The organism is Streptomyces sp. NBC_01210 (genome assembly GCF_036010325.1).
GTDB lineage: Bacteria > Actinomycetota > Actinomycetes > Streptomycetales > Streptomycetaceae > Streptomyces.
Genome location: NZ_CP108549.1, coordinates 1,297,839 through 1,317,817 on the forward strand (window position 1 = coordinate 1,297,839; position 19,979 = coordinate 1,317,817).

Annotated in this window: 22 protein-coding genes, 1 pseudogene and 1 riboswitch; of the genes and pseudogenes, 11 read left to right on the forward strand and 12 right to left on the reverse strand. The window is 70.1% G+C overall.

What is annotated here, in order from left to right:
* The first annotated feature begins 331 nt into the window (after positions 1–331).
* Positions 332–1,039 (forward strand): lysophospholipid acyltransferase family protein, encoded by a 708-nt coding sequence (locus OG735_RS05685; RefSeq protein ID WP_327322034.1) that lies wholly within the window; start codon positions 332–334, stop codon positions 1,037–1,039.
* A gap of 65 nt (positions 1,040–1,104) precedes the next feature.
* Positions 1,105–2,136, forward strand: coding sequence for an NAD-dependent epimerase/dehydratase family protein (locus OG735_RS05690; RefSeq protein ID WP_327322035.1), 1,032 nt, complete (start codon positions 1,105–1,107; stop codon positions 2,134–2,136).
* Positions 2,137–2,184: 48 nt separating this feature from the next.
* Here the strand turns inward: OG735_RS05690 and OG735_RS05695 are convergent, their stop codons facing one another.
* From OG735_RS05695 to OG735_RS05730, 8 genes are all read right to left on the reverse strand, one after another.
* A complete protein-coding gene (locus tag OG735_RS05695) occupies positions 2,185–3,762 on the reverse strand; it encodes an alpha/beta hydrolase (RefSeq protein ID WP_327322036.1) in 1,578 nt (525 codons plus the stop codon).
* Between the two features lie 158 nt (positions 3,763–3,920).
* Positions 3,921–4,661: an urease accessory protein UreD gene (locus OG735_RS05700; protein WP_327322037.1), complete on the reverse strand. Its 741-nt coding sequence runs from the start codon at positions 4,659–4,661 to the stop codon at positions 3,921–3,923.
* The gene (ureG, locus tag OG735_RS05705) at positions 4,658–5,335 is read right to left on the reverse strand and encodes an urease accessory protein UreG (RefSeq protein WP_327322038.1); all 678 of its coding nucleotides are present in this window, start codon (positions 5,333–5,335) and stop codon (positions 4,658–4,660) included. Before ureG ends, OG735_RS05700 begins: the two co-directional genes overlap by 4 nt.
* A 19-nt stretch (positions 5,336–5,354) precedes the next feature.
* Complete coding sequence (locus OG735_RS05710; protein ID WP_327322039.1) at positions 5,355–6,029, reverse strand: urease accessory protein UreF; 675 nt, start codon at positions 6,027–6,029, stop codon at positions 5,355–5,357.
* Positions 6,030–6,039: 10 nt separating this feature from the next.
* Positions 6,040–7,761 (reverse strand): urease subunit alpha, encoded by a 1,722-nt coding sequence (locus OG735_RS05715; protein WP_327322040.1) that lies wholly within the window; start codon positions 7,759–7,761, stop codon positions 6,040–6,042.
* Positions 7,754–8,065, reverse strand: a complete 312-nt coding sequence (locus tag OG735_RS05720) for an urease subunit beta (protein WP_327322041.1) — start codon at positions 8,063–8,065, stop codon at positions 7,754–7,756. The genes OG735_RS05715 and OG735_RS05720 overlap by 8 nt, the downstream gene beginning before the upstream one ends.
* A gap of 10 nt (positions 8,066–8,075) precedes the next feature.
* Positions 8,076–8,378: an urease subunit gamma gene (locus tag OG735_RS05725; protein WP_327322042.1), complete on the reverse strand. Its 303-nt coding sequence runs from the start codon at positions 8,376–8,378 to the stop codon at positions 8,076–8,078.
* A 131-nt stretch (positions 8,379–8,509) separates the two neighbouring features.
* Positions 8,510–9,130, reverse strand: a complete 621-nt coding sequence (locus OG735_RS05730) for a TetR/AcrR family transcriptional regulator (protein ID WP_327322043.1) — start codon at positions 9,128–9,130, stop codon at positions 8,510–8,512.
* Between the two features lie 107 nt (positions 9,131–9,237).
* Between OG735_RS05730 and OG735_RS05735 the strand changes: the two are divergent.
* Positions 9,238–10,224: pseudogene (locus tag OG735_RS05735) on the forward strand (ABC transporter permease).
* Between the two features lie 92 nt (positions 10,225–10,316).
* Here the strand turns inward: OG735_RS05735 and OG735_RS05740 are convergent.
* On the reverse strand, positions 10,317–10,598 hold the full coding sequence (locus OG735_RS05740) for a type II toxin-antitoxin system Phd/YefM family antitoxin (RefSeq protein ID WP_327322044.1): 282 nt from the start codon (positions 10,596–10,598) through the stop codon (positions 10,317–10,319).
* A gap of 70 nt (positions 10,599–10,668) precedes the next feature.
* Between OG735_RS05740 and OG735_RS05745 the strand changes: the two genes are divergently transcribed.
* The 3 genes from OG735_RS05745 (at position 10,669) to OG735_RS05755 (ending at position 12,607) form a co-directional block, all read left to right on the forward strand.
* A complete protein-coding gene (locus OG735_RS05745) occupies positions 10,669–11,304 on the forward strand; it encodes an ATP-dependent Clp protease proteolytic subunit (protein ID WP_327322045.1) in 636 nt (211 codons plus the stop codon).
* A 7-nt stretch (positions 11,305–11,311) separates the two neighbouring features.
* Entirely contained in the window at positions 11,312–11,620 is a 309-nt protein-coding gene (locus OG735_RS05750) for a hypothetical protein (RefSeq protein ID WP_327322046.1), read from the forward strand.
* Positions 11,621–11,965: 345 nt separating this feature from the next.
* Positions 11,966–12,121, forward strand: a riboswitch (cyclic di-AMP (ydaO/yuaA leader).
* Positions 12,122–12,124: 3 nt separating this feature from the next.
* Positions 12,125–12,607 carry a C40 family peptidase gene (locus tag OG735_RS05755; RefSeq protein WP_327322047.1) on the forward strand — a complete coding sequence of 161 codons (483 nt, stop codon included), beginning with the start codon at positions 12,125–12,127 and terminating at the stop codon, positions 12,605–12,607.
* A gap of 119 nt (positions 12,608–12,726) precedes the next feature.
* On the opposite strand, the gene OG735_RS05760 is transcribed toward OG735_RS05755, so the two are convergent.
* Positions 12,727–13,356, reverse strand: a complete 630-nt coding sequence (locus OG735_RS05760) for a LysE family translocator (protein ID WP_327322048.1) — start codon at positions 13,354–13,356, stop codon at positions 12,727–12,729.
* 82 nt (positions 13,357–13,438) lie between these two features.
* Here OG735_RS05760 and OG735_RS05765 point away from each other — a divergent pair, with 82 nt between their 5' ends.
* On the forward strand, positions 13,439–14,350 hold the full coding sequence (locus OG735_RS05765; protein ID WP_327322049.1) for a LysR family transcriptional regulator: 912 nt from the start codon (positions 13,439–13,441) through the stop codon (positions 14,348–14,350).
* Positions 14,351–14,367: 17 nt separating this feature from the next.
* On the opposite strand, the gene OG735_RS05770 is transcribed toward OG735_RS05765, so the two are convergent.
* A complete protein-coding gene (locus OG735_RS05770; protein WP_327322050.1) occupies positions 14,368–14,799 on the reverse strand; it encodes an ATP-binding protein in 432 nt (143 codons plus the stop codon).
* A gap of 279 nt (positions 14,800–15,078) precedes the next feature.
* Here OG735_RS05770 and OG735_RS05775 point away from each other — a divergent pair, with 279 nt between their 5' ends.
* Together OG735_RS05775 and OG735_RS05780 are read left to right on the forward strand one after the other, a co-directional pair.
* Positions 15,079–15,936, forward strand: a complete 858-nt coding sequence (locus OG735_RS05775) for a helix-turn-helix domain-containing protein (protein ID WP_327322051.1) — start codon at positions 15,079–15,081, stop codon at positions 15,934–15,936.
* A gap of 13 nt (positions 15,937–15,949) precedes the next feature.
* Positions 15,950–16,156 (forward strand): DUF397 domain-containing protein, encoded by a 207-nt coding sequence (locus OG735_RS05780; protein WP_327322052.1) that lies wholly within the window; start codon positions 15,950–15,952, stop codon positions 16,154–16,156.
* Here the strand turns inward: OG735_RS05780 and OG735_RS05785 are convergent.
* A complete protein-coding gene (locus OG735_RS05785; protein WP_327322053.1) occupies positions 16,149–17,294 on the reverse strand; it encodes an 8-amino-7-oxononanoate synthase in 1,146 nt (381 codons plus the stop codon). The genes OG735_RS05780 and OG735_RS05785 overlap by 8 nt on opposite strands.
* Positions 17,295–17,439: 145 nt before the next feature.
* Here OG735_RS05785 and bioB point away from each other — a divergent pair, with 145 nt between their 5' ends.
* Both bioB and OG735_RS05795 read left to right on the forward strand, forming a co-directional pair.
* Positions 17,440–18,591: a biotin synthase BioB gene (gene bioB, locus OG735_RS05790; RefSeq protein ID WP_327322054.1), complete on the forward strand. Its 1,152-nt coding sequence runs from the start codon at positions 17,440–17,442 to the stop codon at positions 18,589–18,591.
* Positions 18,584–19,879, forward strand: a complete 1,296-nt coding sequence (locus OG735_RS05795; RefSeq protein WP_327322055.1) for an adenosylmethionine--8-amino-7-oxononanoate transaminase — start codon at positions 18,584–18,586, stop codon at positions 19,877–19,879. The genes bioB and OG735_RS05795 overlap by 8 nt, the downstream gene beginning before the upstream one ends.
* The last annotated feature ends 100 nt before the right edge of the window (positions 19,880–19,979 follow it).

Below are 19,979 nucleotides of genomic sequence, written 5' to 3' on the forward strand. Positions count from 1 at the left end.
CCGGGCTGCGGGGCGGCCCGCCCGGAGGCCAGGTACCGGCACTGAAACTCTCCGGCTACGCCCCGCTATGACGCCGGCGCCCCCGTACGTACCGCCGGACACCACCCGAAGTGGATCACGCCAACCGCCCCGATGGGCTGTTTACCGCCGTCAGCCACCGGACACGAGACCTGACAGATCGTCACGGAGGTCGGCAACGAGCCATCATGAGTCCGATCAGAGGTGGTTACAGCGGACGAGACATGCACATACACTGACCCCCGTCGAAATACCCCATGACCTGGCAGAACGCGGCCCCGGAGCCGAACCGGTACAGTTGGGAGCGACCCCCGTGTTCTACTACGTGCTCAAATACGTCATTCTGGGGCCGCTGTTGCGGTTGCTGTTCCGCCCCAGGATCGAGGGTCTCGAGCACATCCCCGCGGAGGGCGCGGCGATCGTCGCGGGCAACCATCTGTCGTTCTCGGACCACTTCCTGATGCCGGCCATCATCAAGCGGCGTATCACCTTCCTCGCCAAGGCCGAGTACTTCACCGGCCCCGGCCTGAAGGGGCGGCTGACCGCCGCGTTCTTCCGCAGCGCCGGGCAGATCCCGGTGGACCGCTCCGGCAAGGAGGCCGGCCAGGCGGCCATCCGCGAGGGTCTCGGAGTGCTGAGCAAGGGCGAGCTGCTGGGGATCTACCCCGAGGGCACCCGATCGCACGACGGCCGGCTCTACAAGGGCAAGGTCGGTGTCGCGGTGATGGCGCTCAGGGCGCAGGCGCCGGTGGTGCCCTGCGCGATGGTGGGGACGTTCGAGATCCAGCCGCCCGGACAGGTCATGCCGAAGATCAAGCGGGTCACCGTCCGCTTCGGCGAGCCGATGGACTTCTCGCGGTACGCGGGCATGGAGAACGAGAAGGCGGCCATCCGCGCCATCACCGACGAGATCATGTACGCGATCCTCGAGCTGTCCGGCCAGGAGTATGTGGACCGCTACGCCGCCGAGGTGAAGGCGGAGTTGGAGCAGCCGAAGAAGTTCCCGCGGCGAAGAAGCTGAGAGCGAATCTGCGCTCGGCCAAGCAGCCTGGGCTCGGCGTCCACCGCACACCTAGCGTGCCTTCCATGACCAAAGGAAGCGTGTTCGTGCTCGGTGCGACAGGACAGGTGGGACGGGCCGCGGTGGCCGCGCTCGCCGCGGACGGATGGGAGATACGGGCGGCCTCGCGCGGCGGCGGCCGGGACGAGCGCTGGCCCGAGGACGTCCGGGCGGTCCGGGTCGACCGGGAGGACGACGCGGCTCTGGCCGCCGCGCTCGGCGACGGCTGTGATGTGCTGGTGGACATGGTCGCTTACGGACGGGGCCACGCACGGCAGTTGAGGGCGCTCGCGGACCGGATCGGCTCGGCGGTCGTGGTCTCCAGCGGCGCGGTGTACGAGGACGACAAGGGCCGCAGCTTCGACACCCAGGACAAGCCCGGCGGCTTTCCGCGCTATCCGGTGCCGATCCCGGAGTCGCAGCGGACCGTGGCGCCCGGGGAGGCGACGTACGGCACTCGCAAGGTGGCGCTGGAGCGGGAACTGCTGGCGGCGGGCGACGAGTTGCCGGTGACCCTGCTGCGCGCGGGCGCGATCCACGGACTGCACTGCCGTGGCCCGCGCGAACTGTTCTTCGTGCGGCGGGCACTGGACCGGCGGCCGGTGCGCATCCTCGCGTACAACGGGCAGTCCCGCTTCCACCCCGTCCATGTCGGCAATCTCGCCGAATTGATCCGGCTGGCGGCGGCGAAGCCGGGCTCACGGGTGTTCAACGCCGGTGATCCGGACGTACCGACGGTCGCGGAGATCAGCGCGGGAGTGGACGCGGCGCTCGGCGTGACGAGCGAGACCGTCCTCATCGACGGACCGGCGCCGGTGGGCACGGTGGGTCTCACGCCGTGGGGGGCGGAACATCCGATCGTGTACGACATGACGGCGGCGGAGCGGGAGTTGGGCTACCGAGCCACCACGAGCTATGCCGATTCGCTGCCGGCGACCGTGGAGTGGCTCGCCCGGCAGCTCGACGGCCGCGACTGGCGCGAGATCTTCAGCAACCTCGTGAAGTACGAGGACGACTGGTTCGACTACGCGGCGGAGGACTCCTGGCTGGAGGGATGAAAGGAGGGGCGGCCGTGACCGGCCGCCCCTCCCCCGTACCACTGAGCCTTACGGCTTCGGCGTGGCGTGCGGAGCGCACGTCACATCGCTGCTGTCCAGCTTGCCGCTGAGCAGGTAGGCGTCCACCCGCTCGTTGATGCACGGGTTGACCAGGCCGGTCACACCGTGCGAGCCGGCGTCCTTCTCGATGATCAGACGCGAGCCCTTGAGCCGCTTGTGCAGCTCGACGGCGCCGTCGAAGGGAGTGGCGGCGTCACGCGTGGACTGCACGATGAGCACCTGCGGCAGGCCCTTGCCGGTCTTGACGTTGACCGGGGTCTGCTGCTTGGACGACCAGGTGGCGCACGGGAGGTTCATCCAGGCGTTGGCCCACGTCATGAAGGGGTAGTCCTTGTGGAGCCGGGTGTTGTCCCGGTCCCACTTCTTCCAGCTGGTCGGCCACTTGGCGTCCGCGCACTCGACAGCCGTGTAGACGGCGTTGCCGTTCTCCGAGGCGATATTGCCCGCGGTGTCGGACAGGTCGGGCGCCGCGGCGTCGACCAGTGCCTGGGTGTCACCGGCGATGTACTTGCTCCAGGTCTGGGCGATGGGCGCCCAGGAGGAGTCGTAGTACGGCGCGCTCTGGAAGTAGCTGATGAGCTCCGCCGGTCCGAGGACCCCGCCGAGGGGGCTCTTCTTGGCGGTGGCCCGCAGCTTCAGCCACTGCTGCTCGACCTTCTCGGGAGTGTTCCCGATGTGGAAGGTCGCGTCGTTCTTGGCGACCCAGGCCTTCCAGTCGTTCCAGCGCATCTGGAAGGCGACGTCCTGGTCGAGGTTGGCCTCGTACCAGACCTTCTCGCGCGAGGGGTTGACCACGCTGTCGACGATCATCCGGCGCACATGGCCCGGGAAGAGCGTCGCGTAGACCGCGCCCATGTACGTGCCGTAGGAGACGCCCAGGAAGTTGAGCTTCTTCTCACCGAGGGCGGCCCGGATGACGTCCAGGTCGCGCACGGTGTTCGGCGTCGTCATGTACGGCAGCATCCAGCCGCTGCGCTCGGCGCACCCGTCCGCGTACTCCGCGGCGAGCTTGCGCTGGGCGCGCTTGTCGGCCTCGCTGTCCGGCACCGGGTCGGCCTTCGGCGCCTTGACGAACTCCTGTGGGTCGACACAGGAGATGGGCGTCGAGTGACCGACACCCCGCGGGTCGAAGCCCACGAAGTCGTATGCCTTCGCGGTGTTGGCCCACAGCGGGTTCTTGTTCGTGACCCGGGTCGGGAAGCGCATGCCCGAGCCGCCGGGGCCGCCCGGGTTGTAGACCAGGGCGCCCTGGCGCTCCGCCTTGGTGCCGGTGTTGCCGATCCGGTCGACGGCTATCTTGATCTGCTTGCCGTTCGGCCGCGCGTAGTTGAGCGGCACGCTCACCCAGCCGCACTGGATGGGCTTGGCAAAACCCCAGTCCGCCGGGCAGTCCGCCCAGTCGATGCCCTGCTTGGCGGCCCGCTCCGCGGCCACCTGAACGCCGCGGGCCTCGGACCAACCGCTGTTGCGGGTCTCGGCGTTGGCCGCCGGAGCCGCGATCGCGCCCGTTATGAGGGTGCCCGCGATCAGAGTGCCGGCCGAGCCGAGCACTGCTGTGCGTCTCACGTAGAACTCCCCCTTCTCTAGTCGAGTTCTCCGGGGAATCCTTTCGTCTTCGGGGCTGCTGGGAACAGGTCGGACTGGTGTTTCTTTACCGAACCAATAACCGGTGAGTAGTGTCCCGCTGAGCGGTGCAGGGAATTGCCCGGGTTCGCCCCATTACCTCACTCGGGCAGTTCCGCCTGCAGCACCTCGTCGAGTACGCGGCGTAGTTGACGCGCGTCGGGCGCCACGGCATTGACCAGTACGGCAGGTCCGGCGAGCGGTGTGAGAGCAGCGCTCGGGCCCAGCAGCCGGGGCTCCACGGGCTTCTCCTCGAACGCGGGGTCCACGATGAGGAGCTGGCCCACGGCCCGGTGGCCGCCCAGCACCGCCCCGCCGTCCCAGCCGCCGGGCGCGCCGGGTCCGCAGCTGAGCTCCTGGTCCAGGAGAGGGCGTCCGGCCCGGTGGACGGTGAGGCGGCTCGCGAGGGTGCCCGGCTGCTCGCCGTACCGGCCGAGGATCTGCTCCTCGCGGAGCACCAGCCGTGCGGTGGCGGCGAGTTCGACACGGGTGCGCATCCGCAGATCGCTGCCGCGCGCGGAGACGAGGGGTTCCGGAAGCCAGCGCAGTTCGGCGTCGTCACCCACCTTCAACCGGACGTCGTAGCGGGCCTGTTCGGGGATGCGTCCGGGCAGGGCGATGGTCGCTGCGGCGGAGTCGACGGCAAGCCGTGTGCCGTCCTCCACCTGCACGTCGATGGCGAGCCGGTCACCGCCGAGCGGTGCGCTCATCGCGCCGACGACAGTAACCCGGGTGTATGGACCCGTGGCCCGGGTGCGGCGCAGTGCGAGCGGCCCGTCGCTCTCCAGTACGGGCAGGCCGTCCCGGGTGGCGACGATACGGGCCGTGGCCTGGATGCTCATGCGGTCCAGGCGGCGAGCCGCGCGCGCACCCAGTCGGCGACCGGCGCCACCCCTCCCTCGCCCTTCAACGAGGTGAAGGCGACGGGAAGTTCACCGCGCTGCTCCTTGGCGTCGCGCGCCATCCGGCCGAGGTCGGAGCCGACATGCGGCGCCAGGTCGGTCTTGTTGATCACGAGCAGATCGGCGGTGGTGACGCCCGGCCCGCCCTTGCGCGGGATGTCGTCGCCGCCCGCCACGTCGATGACGAAGACCTGGGCGTCGACAAGGCCCTTGGAGAAGGTCGCGGTGAGATTGTCGCCGCCGGACTCGACGAGGATCAGATCGAGCGGGCCGACACTCTCCTCCAGGTCCTCGACTGCTTCGAGGTTGGCGGAGATGTCGTCGCGGATCGCGGTGTGCGGGCAGGCGCCGGTCTCGACGGCCTGGATGCGCTCGGGCGGCAGTACCGCGTTGCGGAGCAGGAATTCGGCGTCCTCGCGGGTGTAGATGTCGTTGGTGACGACGGCGATGGACAGCTGGTCGCGCAGGGCGCGGCAGAGCGCGGCGACGGTCGCGGTCTTGCCGGAACCGACGGGGCCGCCGAGACCGATGCGCAGGGCGCGCCGGGTGCCGTCGGGGCGTGCGGCGTCGGCACTGACAGCGGCCGGGCCGTGGTGGGAGTGGTCGAGGTGCATGGTGCGGCTCCTGTTGGTCCTACGAGGCGAAGAGGCGTACGGGCCAGGCTGCGTGTGCCTCCGCGGTGAGGTCGAGCAGCGGGGCGGAGGCGGCGGGCAGCGCGTCGAGTCCTTCGACGGCCGCCTCGGCCGCTGCCCGCGCGGCCTGCTGGGCGACCGCGTCGAGTTCGGGCGCCAGCCGGGCCAGTACCGCCGTCGCCTCGAAGGGGTCGAGGCTGAGGAGGCGTACGGCCGCGGTGGCCGGGCCACTGACCGCCTCGTACACGGCGCAGTGTGCCGCGTCCTCGGGGCCGAGGGCTGCGGAGCGGGCGGCGAGCCCCAGCACGATCGGCTGGTGTGCGCCGCGCGGGCGGGCCGCTGCGAGCGCGTCGAGCTCCTGGCTCGGCCAGGTGGAACGGGCGGCCCGCATCATCTGCCGGCCGAGTTTGCGGGCGGTGGCCCGCAGGGCGGGCGAGGGGGTACGGGCGTCGGCGGCCTCGTCGAGCGCCAGCGCGTCGAGGCCCAGGGCGGCCGCGGCGGCGAGCGCCGCCGCGGTGAGGCCGGTGGTGTGCAGCCGGCCCCGGCAGAAGTCCGCCAGGTCCCGGGCATCGCGTATGCGTCCTGCCTTGACGGCCGGTTCGGCACCGCCGGAGTGGGCGTGGCCACCGGCGGGGAACCGGCCGTCGGCGAGGACGAGGAGTGCGGCGCGGCTCATCGCGTACTCATCAGAAAAGGAAGTAGCGCTGTGCCATGGGCAGTTCCGCCGCCGGTGCGGGCTCGACCACATCGCCGTCGATGGTCACCGTGAAGGTGTCGGCGTCGACCTCGACACGAGGCAGCGCGTCGTTCTCACGCATGTCGGCCTTGGTGATCCGCCGGGTGTTCTTGATGGGCACGAACTGCTTGCCCAGGCCCAGGCGTTCGGGCAGTCCGTCCTCGATCGCCGCCTCGGCGACGAAGTTGAACGAGCTCACCGACGCCGCCCGGCCCAGCGCGCCGAACATCGGCCGCGGCAGCACCGGCTGCGGAGTGGGAATGGAGGCGTTGGCGTCGCCCATCTGCGCGTACGCGATCTGGCCGCCCTTGATGACGAGCTGCGGCTTGACGCCGAAGAACGCCGGCTCCCAGAGCACCAGGTCGGCGAGTTTTCCCGTCTCGACCGAGCCGATCTCGTGGTCGAGGCCCTGAGCGACCGCCGGGTTGATCGTGTATTTGGCGACATAGCGACGTGCGCGGTGGTTGTCGGCGCGGCCGTCGCCGGGCAGTGCTCCGCGGCGCTTCTTCATGACGTGTGCGGTCTGCCAGGTACGCATCACCACCTCGCCGATGCGCCCCATGGCCTGGGAGTCGGAGGAGATGATCGAGATGGCGCCGAGGTCGTGCAGGATGTCCTCGGCCGCGATGGTGGAGGGCCGGATCCGGGACTCGGCGAAGGCAAGGTCCTCGGGAACGGCCGAATTGAGGTGGTGGCAGACCATCAGCATGTCGAGGTGTTCCTCGATGGTGTTGACGGTGTGCGGCCGGGTGGGGTTGGTGGAGCTGGGCAGGACGTACGGCTCGGAGACCACGGTGATGATGTCCGGTGCATGCCCTCCGCCCGCACCTTCGGTGTGGTACGCGTGGATGGTGCGTCCGGCGATGGCGGCGAGTGTGTCCCCGACGAAGCCCGCCTCGTTCAGCGTGTCCGTGTGGATGGCGAGCTGCGCGCCGGTCTCCTCACACACGCTCAGACAGGCGTCGATGACAGCAGGGGTCGACCCCCAGTCCTCGTGGATCTTGAATCCGAGCGCTCCGCCGCGCAGTTGGGAGTGCATGGCCTCGCGGGACATCGTGTTGCCCTTGCCGAGCAGCCCGATATTGACGGGGAGGGTGTCCAGCGCCTCGAACATCCGGGCAAGGTGCCAGGGGCCCGGGGTGATGGTGGTGGCCTTGGTGCCCTCGGCCGGTCCGGTGCCACCGCCGACGAGAGTGGTGACGCCGGTCGCCAGGGCCTGGTCGATGAGGGTCGGCGAGATGAAGTGGACGTGCGCGTCGATGGCGCCGGCGGTGACGATCTTCCCGTTGCCGGCGATGACTTCGGTCTCGGGACCGATGACGAGATCGGCGTGTACGCCGTCCATCGTGTCCGGGTTGCCGGCCTTGCCGATGCCGGTGATCCGGCCGTCGCGGATGCCGATGTCGGCCTTGACGATGCCCCAGTGGTCGATGATGACGACACCGGTGACGACCGTGTCGGGTGCGCCTTCGGCCCGTGTCGTACGGGACTGGCCCATCGACTCGCGGATCACCTTGCCGCCGCCGAACACGGCCTCGTCGCCCGCGAGTCCGGGCCCGCCGGACCGGTCCTCCTCGATCTCGACGAGCAGGTCGGTGTCGGCGAGCCGGATACGGTCGCCGGTGGTGGGGCCGAAGAGATCGGTGTAGACGGCGCGGTTCAGCTCAGGCATCGAGGGGTCCTCCGGTCTCGCCGCGCAGCCCCGGGACGACACGCGCTCCGGTGAAGGGGACGAGTTCGACGTCGACGGGGATGCCGGGCTCGAAGCGCACGGCGGTTCCCGCGGCGATGTTCAGCCGCTTGCCGCGGGCGGCCGCGCGGTCGAAGTCCAGACCGGGGTTCGCCTCGGCGAAGTGGTAGTGGGAGCCGACCTGGACGGGCCGGTCGGCAGTGTTGACGACAGCGAGGCGGGTGACCTCACGGCCCTTGTTGAGTGCGATGGAGCCGTCGGCGAAAAGGATCTCTCCCGGGATCATCTGCGTCCCCTCAGACGATCGGGTCATGGACGGTGACGAGCTTGGTGCCATCCGGGAAGGTCGCCTCGACCTGGACGTCGTGGATCATCTCGGGGATGCCCTCCATGACGTCGGCGCGGGTGAGGACCTTGCGTCCCGAGGCCATGAGTTCGGCGACGGTACGGCCGTCCCTCGCGCCTTCGAGTATGTGCGAGGTGATCAGCGCGACGGACTCGGGATGATTCAGCAGCACCCCGCGCTCGCGGCGCTTCTCCGCGACGTCGGCGGCCACATGAATGAGCAGTCGTTCCTGCTCGTGCGGGGAGAGTTGCATGGGCCCACCTCACTGTCGTCCGGCCCCGCCTGGACGCAGCGGGAACGCAGCTCACTTCACACTCTGCTGAGCTGTGTGCGGGAGTCTCCCGACCTGGGGGTGAACGGTAAGGCGCAAGTTTTTCCGGCGCGTTAACTGGTCTTGGGATCTCCCATGGACATCAGCGCCCGGAGTCCGTCCTCCAGGACCTCGACCTGCACATCGCCGAAGAGCGCCTGCTGGGCGATGAAGCCCTGGGCGGTGGCGATGAGGGTGCGGGCGACATGGTCGGCGGGTACGTCGGCGGCCATCAGACCGTTGTCGCGGTAGGCGTCCACGACCTTCGCCCAGGCCTGGCGCATGGCGCTGTATCCCTCGTCCAGCGTGGCAGCGAGCTGCTCGTTGCGCAGGGTCTCGGTCCACACCTGCACGATCAGCCGCGCAAAGGCCTGCCGGTCTCCGCCGGGCACCTGCTCCCCCAACATGCCGCGCAGCACACGGCCGAGGAGCACGTCGGGGGTGGGCGGCGGGGTGGTCCTCGCGGCGTCGTCGAAAGCTCCGCGGATCGCACTGAACGCCTCGTCGGCGATGGCCGCGATCAGCTCCTCCTTGCTGCGGAAGTACCGGTAGACCGCGCCGGCCGACAGACCTGCCTCACGCAGGATGTCCTGCATCGATGTGGCGTGGAAGCCGTTGTGGGCGAAGCAGCGGGCGGCGCCGTCGAGGATCTGACGGCGGCGGGCGTCGAGGTGTTCCTGGGATACGCGGGCCATGACCCCAACCTAAAACGAACATTCATTCTTGACAAGGAGGCGACTCGGCGGGAAAGTGGGGCCAGAACCAAAAACGAACGATCCTTCTCTTTGAATCGAGGGCCATCATGTCCGCTGCGTTCACCCGCCGCACGGTCGCGGCGATGGTCCTGATCCCCGCCCTGGTGGCGCTGGCCCTCTAGGCCTTCGCCTGGCCGGCCGCTCGCACCGCGCCCCGCGACGTACCCATCGGCATCGCCGGACCGGTGGCCGCGACCGCACAGCTGGAGCAGCGATTCGAGCAGCGCGAGGGAGCCTTCGACGTACACCGCTACGACGACGAGGCCGCCGCCCGCTCCGCGATCGAGGGCCGGGTCGTATACGGAGCGGTGGTCGTCACCGCCGAAGGACCGCGACTGCTGACCGCTTCGGCGGCCAGTCCGGTCGTCGCCCAGCTCCTCAAGGAGGCCGTCACCGCACAGGCTCCGGCCGGTACGCAGGTGCAGGTCACGGACGTCGCGCCCACATCCTCCGGCGATCCGCGCGGCAGCGCACTGGCGGCGAGCATCCTTCCGCTGGCCCTGGCCGGTGTCGCGGCCGGCGCCGCCGTGACCCTGCTGGGGCTGCGCGGGGCCCGCGCGGCGACCGCACTGATCGGCATCGCGGTCCTGGTCGGCATCACCGCCGCTGCCCTCGCCGACAGCTGGCTCGGCGTGCTCACCGGCTCCTGGTGGACCGAGGCGGGGGTACTGGGCCTGACCGTCCTGGCCATCGGCGCGGCCGTGGCCGGACTCGCCGCCCTGATCGGTACGCCGGGGCTCGCCCTCGGAGGACTTCTGATGGTGCTCATCGGCAACCCGTTCTCGGGTGCCGCGAGCGCGCCCGAACTGCTGCCGGAGCCTGTCGGACTGATCGGCCAGTGGCTGCCGCCGGGCGCGGGCGGGACGCTGCTCCGGTCGGTTGCGTACTTCGACGGCAACGCCGCCGGGGCCGCGGTCCTCACCCTCTCACTCTGGGCCGCACTCGGACTGGCCGCGGTTCTGGCCGGGCGCCGTGGCGGACGACCGGTCACCGCCGCGGGAGACCGCGAGGCCGTACCGGTACCTGTCGGCTGAGCTCTTCGAGGCCCATCGAGGCCCATCGACCGGCCGCGTGCCCCCGCTGTAGCGGACGGGGGCGCGCGGCCTCTTCGCGCGGTGACGTGCGGTCAGCCGCGCCGCTCGGGACAGCGGTGCTCGGCGCCCAGACCGAAGCGCCCCCGTTCGCCGGAAGCGGACGCGACCGAGCCGAGCGAGGAGACCGAGCTGATCACCTGCTCCTCGGCGGCCTCCTGGTCCTTCTCGAGTCGTTCCAGGTCAGCGGCGGACACCAGCGCCACGAGCGGCTTTCCGTGCCGGGTCACGACGACACGCTCCCCGCCGTAGACAACGCGGTTGATCAGTTCGGCGAGCTCTGCGCGGGCTTGCGTCACCGGAATCTCGTAGGCCATGCTCCCCATCATAACGGCCTGTACGTCCTGTACATTTTTTACAGAGGCCGCATCCGAGGAGAGGTACGCCATGAGCCGCCCTGCCGCCCGCTACGTCCTGCCCGAGTTCACCGAGCGCACCAGTGCGGGATCCCGCACCCGCGACCCGTACTCGAAGCTGCTCGAGGAGCGGATCATCTTCCTCGGGACCGCCGTCGACGACACCTCCGCCAACGACGTGATCGCGCAGTTTCTGCATCTCGAGTACGCCGCCCCCGACCGGGACATCAGCCTGTACATCAACTCCCCCGGCGGCTCGCTCAGCGCCATGTCCGCGATCTACGACACGATGCAGGTGGTCACCTGTGACGTGGAGACGACCTGCCTGGGCCAGGCCGCCTCAACCGCCGCACTGCTGCTCGCCGCCGGTGCCCCGGGCAAGCGGATGGCGCTGCCCGGCGCCCGGATCGTCGTCCAGCAGCCCGCCACCGAGGAGCAGTTGTGGGGCCGGCCGTCCGATCTGGAGATCCAGGCACAGGAGTTGCTGCGGCTGCGTGCCCAACTCGCCGAGATGCTCGTACGCCACACCGGCCAGACCCCGGAGCGGATCGCCGCCGACCTGGAGCGCGACAAGATCTTCGACGCCGAGGACGCCAAGGCGTACGGACTGGTGGACCACGTCATCAAGAACCGCAAGACCTCGCTCATCAACCCCGGTGCGCGGTGAGCGCCCGATGCTGCCACCCGAACTGCCGCCGCTGCCCGCACTGACCCGCGCCGAGGCCGACTTCATCGACAGCTATCTCGAGGTCGTCGATCTGCTGGGGCGGATCAACCCGGCCCGCGCCACGCACACCTACGGCGCACTGCGCGCGGCACAGGCCCTTCTCGGCCGGGCCGCCGCGCTCAAGGACGCGCTGACGCTGATGCATATGCGCGGCGAGAGCGAAGTGCATGCGGCGACGCTCGCCGAAGCGCTCAGGGTGCTCGACGGTGAGCGCAGGGCGGGCCGGGTGACGATGCCGCCCGCTTCCATGAGTTGACGGGTCCTCCACTCCCGTCTACCGCCATCGGGGTACCGCGCGGCCTCCCTCATTCGGTGTAGTCGCGATCCAAACGGCGGTACCGCACAACTTGCGCAACCCGACTACCGATCTAGCGGAATAAGCCGTTCCGCTGCTGGTAAGGCGTTCGTCAGGCGTCGCGGACCGATCACCGAAACGGCCCTGTCCACCCGAACAGGTCAGGGGTGACGAGACTCACATACCGTCGTTTCGCACGGAAATCCGGCATGGCATGAGTCAAGATCCCTGGGACGACAAGCCCCCGCCACCTCGGCGGGGCGGTCCGGGCGGACGCTGAGTCCTGCCGCCGCTCCGGATGTCTGGTCGACAGGAGTGCATCGGCAGGAGTGGAGGACCCAAGCAGGACGGGGTGGCCGGGCAGTCCGGTCGTCCCTAGGGGTGAAGCCGCATCAGCGGCCGGGCATCTTCGTCCGTCCGAACCCGACAGGTCATCCTTCACAGGCGGTTGACGAAGGGTTGCGCATGACTGCGCAGATTCATGTCCCGTCTCTGACCATGATGTCCCGGGCGGGTGCCGTATCGGCCCTGACTCTTGCCGCCGTCGGCGGCACCCTGGTGGCGCCGGGCGCCACTACCGAAGCCAACGCGGCCACGGCCTATGCGAGCAAAGCTCTCAAAGTGGCCGCGTCGAAGAGGGGATCGCCGTACAGGTACGGCGCCTCGGGCCCGCACCGGTTCGACTGCTCGGGCCTGACGTTCTACTCGTACAAGAACGTCGGCAAGAAGCTGCCACGCACCGCCCAGCAGCAGTACAACAGGACCAAGCATGTCTCGGCCGCCTCCCGGCAGCGCGGGGACCTGGTCTTCTTCCACTCCGGAAGCTCCGTCTACCACGTGGGGATCTACGCCGGCGGCGGCAAGATCTGGCACTCGCCCAAGACCGGCAGCGTGGTGCGGCTGGAGAAGATCTGGACGAAGCGCGTCTGGTACGGCCGGGTGCGCTGACGACCGGCGGCTCACCGCTCACGTCTCACCGCTCACGTCTCGCCGCTCTCGGCTGATCGCTCACGGTCCGCCGGTCGTCGACGGTTGTCGGCGACCGGCGTACCGGGCCGGCCAAAGGCTCAGTGCGCCAGCGGCTCGGCCAGCAGCGTCACGCCCAGCGCAGTGAGGGCCCCACCGGTGACGCCTTCCACGGCCCGGGTCGTGCGCGGGCGGCGCAGCCATTGACCGAGGCGGTCCACCAGCAGTGCCACCAGCGGGAACCAGAGCAGAGCCAGTACGACGACGACGGCGGCGAGCAGGAAGGTGCGCGTCAGCACCGGAACGCCGTCCGGCACGAACTGCGGGAGCAGGCTGAGAAAGAGCACCGGGGCCTTTGGATTGAGGACGTTGGTGAGGAAGCCCTGCCGCAGACTGCGCCCCGTGCCGCCGGCCGGCTGCGCCTCCGGGTCCTGCACGGCGAGCTGCGGACGCAGTGCGCCGCGCACCGCCCGTACACCCAGATAGAGCACATAGGCCCCGCCCGCGATCTGCAGCGTCCGGTACAGCACCGGCACGGCGACCAGCACAGCCGCGAGTCCCGCGACCGCCAGCGCGGTGTGCACCAGCAGTCCCCCCGCGACACCGACGGCGCAGGCCACACCCGCACGCCGGGAGGCGAGGGCGTTGCGTACGACGACGGTGAAATCCGCTCCCGGCATGGCGACCATGCCCGCGGCGACCCCGGTGAAAGCAACCAGTTGTGCGTCCATGCCCGCCATCCTGGACCCGCACAGGCCTTAACGTGTACTTGCAATCTTCATGGTCTGCCTAAAGCAATGCTTAAGAGGTGGCATGTACGACCCGACGCGGCTGGCGGCGCTGGTGGCGGTCGCGGAGGCCGGTTCGATCACCCGCGCCGCCGCCCGACTGGGCTACACCGCACCCGCGCTCTCCCAGCAGCTGGCCAAGCTGGAGCGGGAGGCGGGGGTGACCCTGCTGGTGCGGCACCATCGCGGGGCACGATTGACGGCCGCGGGCGAGCTGCTGGCAGCACGGGCCCGCCGAGTGCTGGACGAGATGGACCGGGCACGGCACGAGCTGGCGCGGCTGGCCGTTCTCTCCGGCGGACGCCTACGCGTCGGCACCTTCACCACGGTCGGCATCCATCTGCTGCCGCCGGTTCTGAGCGCCTTCCGCCGGGCCCATCCGGATGTGGAACTGACCGTCGCGGAATACGAGCCGCCGGGCGGGGTCCTGGCCGTGGCGGCCGGCGAGGTCGATCTTGCGCTGACGCATGCGTACGAACCGGCCGAGCCGGCTCCACCGCCGTCGGGGGTGGTTCTGGAACCACTGCTCGTGGAGGAGTTGGTGCTGGTGACGGCCCCCGGTCATGCGCTGGCGGGCGGCTCGGGCAGGCTGCCGGTGGCCGATCTCGCAGGACAGCCGCTGATCAGCAGCGCACCCTCGCATCCGCCGCGCAAGGGCGTGGAAGGAGCGTTGGCGCGGGCCGGGGCGACTCCCGCTGTGGTGGTCGAGTCACCCGGCTATGCGCTGGTGTGCGCACTGGTCAGTGCGGGGCTCGGCGTGGCGGTGGTGCCGGAAATGGTCGCCGCGATGGCCGCGACGCCGCTCGGTGTACGGCAGTTGGAACCGGCGGACTTCCGACGGACGATCTCGGTCGCGCACCGGGGCGATGAATCGTCCCCCGCGGCCGATTCACTGCGGGCTCTGCTGCGCGGCGCGTTCGGCCGCGCGGGGAGCTGACGGCCGGACAGCGGTGGTCAGTTCTGGACCGGGACGATCCACGGCAGGGCGATCCACACGGTCTTGCCGCCCTCGGGGGTCGGTGCGACGGAGAGCTCTCCACCGCACTCGGCGGTCAGGCTGCGGATGATCACCATGCCGCGGCCGTTGTCCTGGCGTACGGCTGCGGGCAGCCGCTGCGGCCAGCGCGGGTGGCTGTCGGTGACGCCGATGCGAAGCTGCTCGTCCCGATCGAGACGGAGGTCCACGGTGAAGGTCGGCGACTGGCCGAAGGTGTGCTGGACGGCATTGGTGGCGAGTTCGGACACGATCAGCCGCACCGTGTCGACGGCCTCGGTCTCGATGGGCAGACCCCATTCGGCGATGACGTCTGTGGCGTATTTCCGGGCGGCGGAGACCGAGGCTGGATCGCTCGGCAGGGTGACGGAGGCTTCCTGATGGTCTGCCATGGCGACGCTGTCCCTTTCCCACCGGGCCGGCTCCGACTCGTAGCGGATGAAATGCGAGGGCGGCCACGGATTGCGCTTCGCGCCAGAGTGCCACTGATCGTGCCGTCGAGGGCGGCGATCCACCAAGATATGCATATATCTGTCGCTCGAAGCAGTGAACTCTGCTACGCGAGACCGTATTTGGGCAGAGACTCGCACTTTGGTCCCGGCCGGAAGGTCAGTGCGACGGAAGAGCAGCCGGAAGGACGGAAAAGCCGGAAGGACGGGAAGGAGCGGGCGATGCAGCACGGTCCCGCGGTACGCCGCCGCAAGCTCGGCGAGGAGTTGCGGAGGCTGCGCCTGGCCGCGGGCCTCACCAGCCGGGATGCCGCACGGCTCGCCGGCTGGCACCAGTCGAAGGTGAGCCGGATCGAGACCGGTATAAGCGGGGTCAAGGCGTCGGATGTGACCCTGCTGCTGGATGTGTACACAGTGGCTGATCCTCAACTGCGCACGCTGCTCGAGACCTTGGCCGGTGCGGCCGACGGCATGGGCAGCGGCTGGTGGCATGCGTACCGCGGGCTGCTCCCGCCCGAGTACCGGGACTTCATCAGTTTGGAGGACCAGGCCTGCGCCGCACGGACGCTGGAGACCTCGGTGGTGCCCGGGCTGCTGCAGACCCCGGACTATGCGCGCGCGGTGACCCGGGCGGCGCTGGCGGATCTGCCCGCCACGACGGTGAACTCGCTGGTGGAGGTGAGGCTGGCCCGCCAGTCGGTACTCCGCGCGGAGAAGCCGTTGGAGCTGAGCGCGGTGCTCGACGAGGCGGTGCTGCGGCGCGAGGTGGGGGGTCGGCGGGTGATGCGCGAACAATTGCGAGGGCTGGCGGAGACGGCACAACTGCCCCATGTGCGGCTGCAGGTACTGCCGTTCTCGGTCGGCGGCTATGCCGGCCTCACGGGCCCTTTCGTAATTTTCTCTTTTCCGAACACTTCTGATCTGGACGTGGTTGTTCTCGACCACTTGACGAGTAGCCTCTACCTCGAGCGGAAGGAAGACCTCGAGGTGTACTGCGCCGCCTTCCACGCGATGCAGGCGCGGGCCCTTGCACCCGAGGACTCATTGGATCTCATCGCCCGGATCAGTGACGGCTCGTAGGGAGGCACCCCCCATGTCCGACTGCCTCGCACAGGACGGCTCAGCGTGGCGGCGCAGCAGCCGCAGCACGGGAATGAACAACTGCGTCGAGGCGGCCCTGCTGCCCGACGACACTCTCGCCGTACGGGACTCGAAGAACATCGCGCGTCAAGCGGTGTGCTTCTCCCCGGCGGCCTGGTCGCGCTTCCTCGGCGCGCTCCACGAAGGGAGCGTCAACTGACCGGCGCGGTCCCGGTGATCGTGGCGATCGCCGACTCGACCTGCTGATCCGTCAGATCCGCCCGTGCCGTGAGCCTGATCCGGGAGATGCCGTCGGGCACCGACGGCGGCCGGAAGCAGCCCACGACAAGCCCGGCGGTACGGCAGTCGGCGGCCCAGCGCAGAGCGGCCTCCGGTGACGGCGCCCGCACGGAGACCACGGCCGCGTCCGGACGTGCGGCGGTCAGACCGGCCTCCGTCAGCCTGCGGTGAAGCATCCCGGCGACCGCGCGGGCCCGGCCGGCCAGCTCGGGCTCGCGGCCCAGCAGCCGCAGGCTCGCCAGGGCGGCTCCCGCCGCGGCGGGAGCCAGGCCCGTGTCGAAGATAAAGGTGCGCGCGGTGTTGACCAGGTGGTCGATGACCCGCGCCGGGCCGAGGACCGCTCCGCCCTGGCTGCCGAGGGATTTGGACAGGGTCAGCGTGGCGACGACGCCGTCGTGACCCGCGATGCCCGCGGCGTCCAGCGCTCCGCGGCCGCCATCGCCGAGTACACCGAGACCGTGCGCGTCGTCGACGAGCAGCGCGGCGCCGTGCTCGCGGCAGGCGTCGGCGAGGCCGGGCAGGGGCGCGGCGTCGCCGTCCACCGAGAAGACCGAGTCGGTGACCGCGAGGGCCCGCTGCCCGGAGTGCGCGTCGAGTGTCTTGCGTACGGCATCGACATCGGCGTGCGTGACAACCGCGGTCTCCGCACGCGAAAGCCGGCAGCCGTCGACGATCGAGGCGTGATTGCCCGCGTCGGAGACGATCAGTGAGCCGCGGCCGCTCAGCGCGGTCACGGCGGCGAGGTTGGCGGCATACCCGGACGACAGGACGAGGGCGGCCTCGAATCCGCAGAAGGCGGCCAGTTCCCGCTCCAGCTCGGCGTGGAGTGCGGTGCTGCCCGTGACAAGCCGGGAGCCGGTGGCCCCCGCGCCCCAGCGGCGGGCCGCCTCGGCCGCCGCCTCGGTGACCTCCGGGCGGCGGGTCAGGCCCAGATAGTCATTGCTGGCGAGATCCAGCAGCTCGGAGTCCGCGGCGCGCGGCCGGAGTGTACGCACGAGGCCCGCGCGCTCACGGCGGCGCGACTCGTCGTCGATCCACTCGAAAGGATCCTGGGGCATGGTGGTCCGGTCCTTTTGTAGGCAGCGCACAGACCCTAGCCGGACCGGCTCGAGGAACGGATGTGGCCATGCACACACCTCAAACATGCTCTGTTGTGGAGTTCCTCCTTGGCCGCGGCATGTGCCATACGTCAGGATCTGGACCATGGACCTGCTGAACACGCTGGTGGAGAAGGGGTTGCGGCGCGAGCTGCCGACCCGTGAAGAAGCGCTCGCCGTGCTGGCGACCTCCGACGACGATCTGCTCGAAGTGGTGGCCGCGGCCGGCAAGGTGCGCCGACAGTGGTTCGGACGGCGGGTGAAGCTGAACTATCTCGTCAATCTGAAGTCGGGACTGTGCCCCGAGGACTGCTCGTACTGCTCCCAGCGGCTGGGGTCCAAGGCGGAGATCCTCAAGTACACCTGGCTGAAGCCCGATGAGGCCTCGCAGGCGGCGGCCGCCGGTGTGGCCGGGGGCGCGAAGCGGGTCTGCCTGGTCGCGAGCGGCCGCGGCCCGACGGACCGGGATGTCGACCGGGTCTCGAAGACCATCGAGGCGATCAAGGAGCAGAACGAGGGCGTCGAGGTCTGTGCCTGTCTCGGGCTGCTCTCCGACGGGCAGGCGGAGCGGCTGCGGGACGCGGGCGCCGACGCGTACAACCACAACCTCAATACGTCCGAAGGGACATACGGGGACATCACCACCACCCACACCTACGCCGACCGGGTGGACACGGTGCACCAGGCGCAGGCCGCGGGTCTCTCCGCGTGCTCCGGGCTGATCGCGGGCATGGGCGAGAGCGACGCGGACCTGGTTGACGTCGTCTTCTCGCTCCGCGAGCTCGACCCGGACTCGGTACCGGTGAACTTCCTGATCCCCTTCGAGGGCACGCCGCTGGCCAAGGAGTGGAACCTCACCCCGCAGCGCTGCCTGCGGATTCTCGCGATGACGCGGTTCGTCTGCCCCGACGTCGAAGTGCGGCTCGCCGGCGGCCGCGAGGTGCATCTGCGCTCGATGCAGCCGCTCGCGCTGAACCTGGTCAACTCGATCTTCCTCGGCGACTATCTGACCAGCGAGGGTCAGGCGGGCAAGGCCGACCTCGACATGATCACGGACGCGGGCTTCGAGGTGGAGGGCACGGACACGACGACGCTGCCCGAGCACCGGGGCGGGGGCTGCGCGTCGGTGTGCGGCGGCGGTGACGCTGCTGCCGCCGAGACTCCGGCGCAGACCTCGTCCGAGGTCCCGGCAGCGCGTACGGACCTGGTGGCGGTACGCCGCCGGGGCGCCGGTACGGATCTCGCGCCCAATGCCTGAGTCCGGTTACGGCCCCCGCGAGCTGCTGGCGCTGGACCGGGCCCATGTCTGGCATCCGTACGGCCCCATGCCGGGCCGTACGGACCCGTTGATCGTGGAGTCCGCGTCCGGCGTACGGCTGCGGCTGGCCGAACCGGTGCACGGGCAGCGCGAGTTGATCGACGGCATGTCGTCCTGGTGGTCGGCGATCCACGGCTACAACCACCCGGTCCTCAACGAGGCGGCGCACGGCCAGCTGGAGCGGATGAGTCATGTGATGTTCGGCGGGCTCACCCATGAGCCCGCCGTGCGGCTGGCCACCCGGCTGGTCGAGATCACGCCCGAGCCGCTGCGGCATGTCTTCCTCTGCGACTCCGGCTCCGTGTCGGTCGAGGTCGCGGTCAAGATGTGCCTGCAGTACTGGCGCTCGGTGGGCCGTCCGGCCAAGCAGCGGCTGCTGACCTGGCGCGGCGGCTATCACGGGGACACCTGGCAGCCGATGTCCGTGTGCGACCCCGAGGGTGGGATGCACGGGCTGTGGTCGGGGGTGCTGCCGCGCCAGATCTTCGCGGAGGCGCCGCCGGCGGAGTTCGAGGAGTCGTACGCGGCGGGCCTTCGGGAGCTTGTCGCGCGGCACGCGGACGAACTCGCCGCGGTGATCGTGGAGCCGGTGGTGCAGGGCGCCGGCGGGATGCGGTTCCACTCCTCCGAGTATCTGAGGGTGCTGCGGAAGGCCTGCGACGAGCACGGAGTGCTGCTGATCTTCGACGAGATCGCGACCGGGTTCGGACGTACGGGTGCGCTCTTCGCGGCGGAGCACGCCGGTGTCTCGCCGGATGTGATGTGCCTGGGCAAGTCGCTGACCGGCGGCTACCTCACGATGGCGGCCACGCTGTGCTCCTCACGGGTGGCCGAGGGCATCTCGCGCGGCGAGGTCCCGGTCCTGGCGCACGGCCCGACGTTCATGGGGAACCCGCTGGCTTCGGCGGTCGCGTGCGCGTCGATCGACCTGCTGCTCGGCCAGGACTGGCAGCAGGAGGTCAAACGGCTTGAGGCGGGCCTGCGGGACGGGCTGGCCGGGGTCGAGGCGCTGCCGGGCGTGAAGGAAGTGCGTGTGCTGGGCGCGATCGGTGTCGTTCAGCTGGACCACGAGGTGGACATGGAGGCGGCGACGGAGGCGGCAGTACGCGAGGGCGTGTGGCTGCGGCCCTTCCGGGACCTGGTCTATGTGATGCCGCCGTATGTGACGGGGGACGAGGACTTGGCCCGGGTCTGCCGGGCCGTGACCGCGGCGGCGTCCGCGGGCTGACCAGAGCCGGGGCTCAGCCCCGGACCCCGGGAAAGGGTTGCGAGGGCCGGCGCCCCGCAACCTCTGCGGCGCCGGCCGCGGCAGCCCCGGGCTCGCGGCG

What these genes read in the sequence shown, in the direction of transcription:
- OG735_RS05715 (WP_327322040.1), bottom strand. Translation starts at nt 7,761, where the DNA reads ATGCCTGAGCTGAACCGCGCCGTCTACACCGATCTCTTCGGCCCCACC.
- OG735_RS05760 (WP_327322048.1), bottom strand. Translation starts at nt 13,356, where the DNA reads ATGGACGCACAACTGGTTGCTTTCACCGGGGTCGCCGCGGGCATGGTC.
- OG735_RS05720 (WP_327322041.1), bottom strand. Translation starts at nt 8,065, where the DNA reads ATGATCCCGGGAGAGATCCTTTTCGCCGACGGCTCCATCGCACTCAAC.
- OG735_RS05785 (WP_327322053.1), bottom strand. Translation starts at nt 17,294, where the DNA reads ATGCCCCAGGATCCTTTCGAGTGGATCGACGACGAGTCGCGCCGCCGT.
- ureG (WP_327322038.1), bottom strand. Translation starts at nt 5,335, where the DNA reads ATGCACCTCGACCACTCCCACCACGGCCCGGCCGCTGTCAGTGCCGAC.
- OG735_RS05740 (WP_327322044.1), bottom strand. Translation starts at nt 10,598, where the DNA reads ATGGCCTACGAGATTCCGGTGACGCAAGCCCGCGCAGAGCTCGCCGAA.
- OG735_RS05755 (WP_327322047.1), top strand. Translation starts at nt 12,125, where the DNA reads ATGACTGCGCAGATTCATGTCCCGTCTCTGACCATGATGTCCCGGGCG.
- OG735_RS05730 (WP_327322043.1), bottom strand. Translation starts at nt 9,130, where the DNA reads ATGGCCCGCGTATCCCAGGAACACCTCGACGCCCGCCGCCGTCAGATC.
- OG735_RS05795 (WP_327322055.1), top strand. Translation starts at nt 18,584, where the DNA reads ATGCCTGAGTCCGGTTACGGCCCCCGCGAGCTGCTGGCGCTGGACCGG.
- OG735_RS05770 (WP_327322050.1), bottom strand. Translation starts at nt 14,799, where the DNA reads ATGGCAGACCATCAGGAAGCCTCCGTCACCCTGCCGAGCGATCCAGCC.
- bioB (WP_327322054.1), top strand. Translation starts at nt 17,440, where the DNA reads ATGGACCTGCTGAACACGCTGGTGGAGAAGGGGTTGCGGCGCGAGCTG.
- OG735_RS05710 (WP_327322039.1), bottom strand. Translation starts at nt 6,029, where the DNA reads ATGAGCCGCGCCGCACTCCTCGTCCTCGCCGACGGCCGGTTCCCCGCC.
- OG735_RS05745 (WP_327322045.1), top strand. Translation starts at nt 10,669, where the DNA reads ATGAGCCGCCCTGCCGCCCGCTACGTCCTGCCCGAGTTCACCGAGCGC.
- OG735_RS05690 (WP_327322035.1), top strand. Translation starts at nt 1,105, where the DNA reads ATGACCAAAGGAAGCGTGTTCGTGCTCGGTGCGACAGGACAGGTGGGA.
- OG735_RS05700 (WP_327322037.1), bottom strand. Translation starts at nt 4,661, where the DNA reads ATGAGCATCCAGGCCACGGCCCGTATCGTCGCCACCCGGGACGGCCTG.
- OG735_RS05780 (WP_327322052.1), top strand. Translation starts at nt 15,950, where the DNA reads ATGTCCGACTGCCTCGCACAGGACGGCTCAGCGTGGCGGCGCAGCAGC.
- OG735_RS05775 (WP_327322051.1), top strand. Translation starts at nt 15,079, where the DNA reads ATGCAGCACGGTCCCGCGGTACGCCGCCGCAAGCTCGGCGAGGAGTTG.
- OG735_RS05725 (WP_327322042.1), bottom strand. Translation starts at nt 8,378, where the DNA reads ATGCAACTCTCCCCGCACGAGCAGGAACGACTGCTCATTCATGTGGCC.
- OG735_RS05750 (WP_327322046.1), top strand. Translation starts at nt 11,312, where the DNA reads ATGCTGCCACCCGAACTGCCGCCGCTGCCCGCACTGACCCGCGCCGAG.
- OG735_RS05765 (WP_327322049.1), top strand. Translation starts at nt 13,439, where the DNA reads ATGTACGACCCGACGCGGCTGGCGGCGCTGGTGGCGGTCGCGGAGGCC.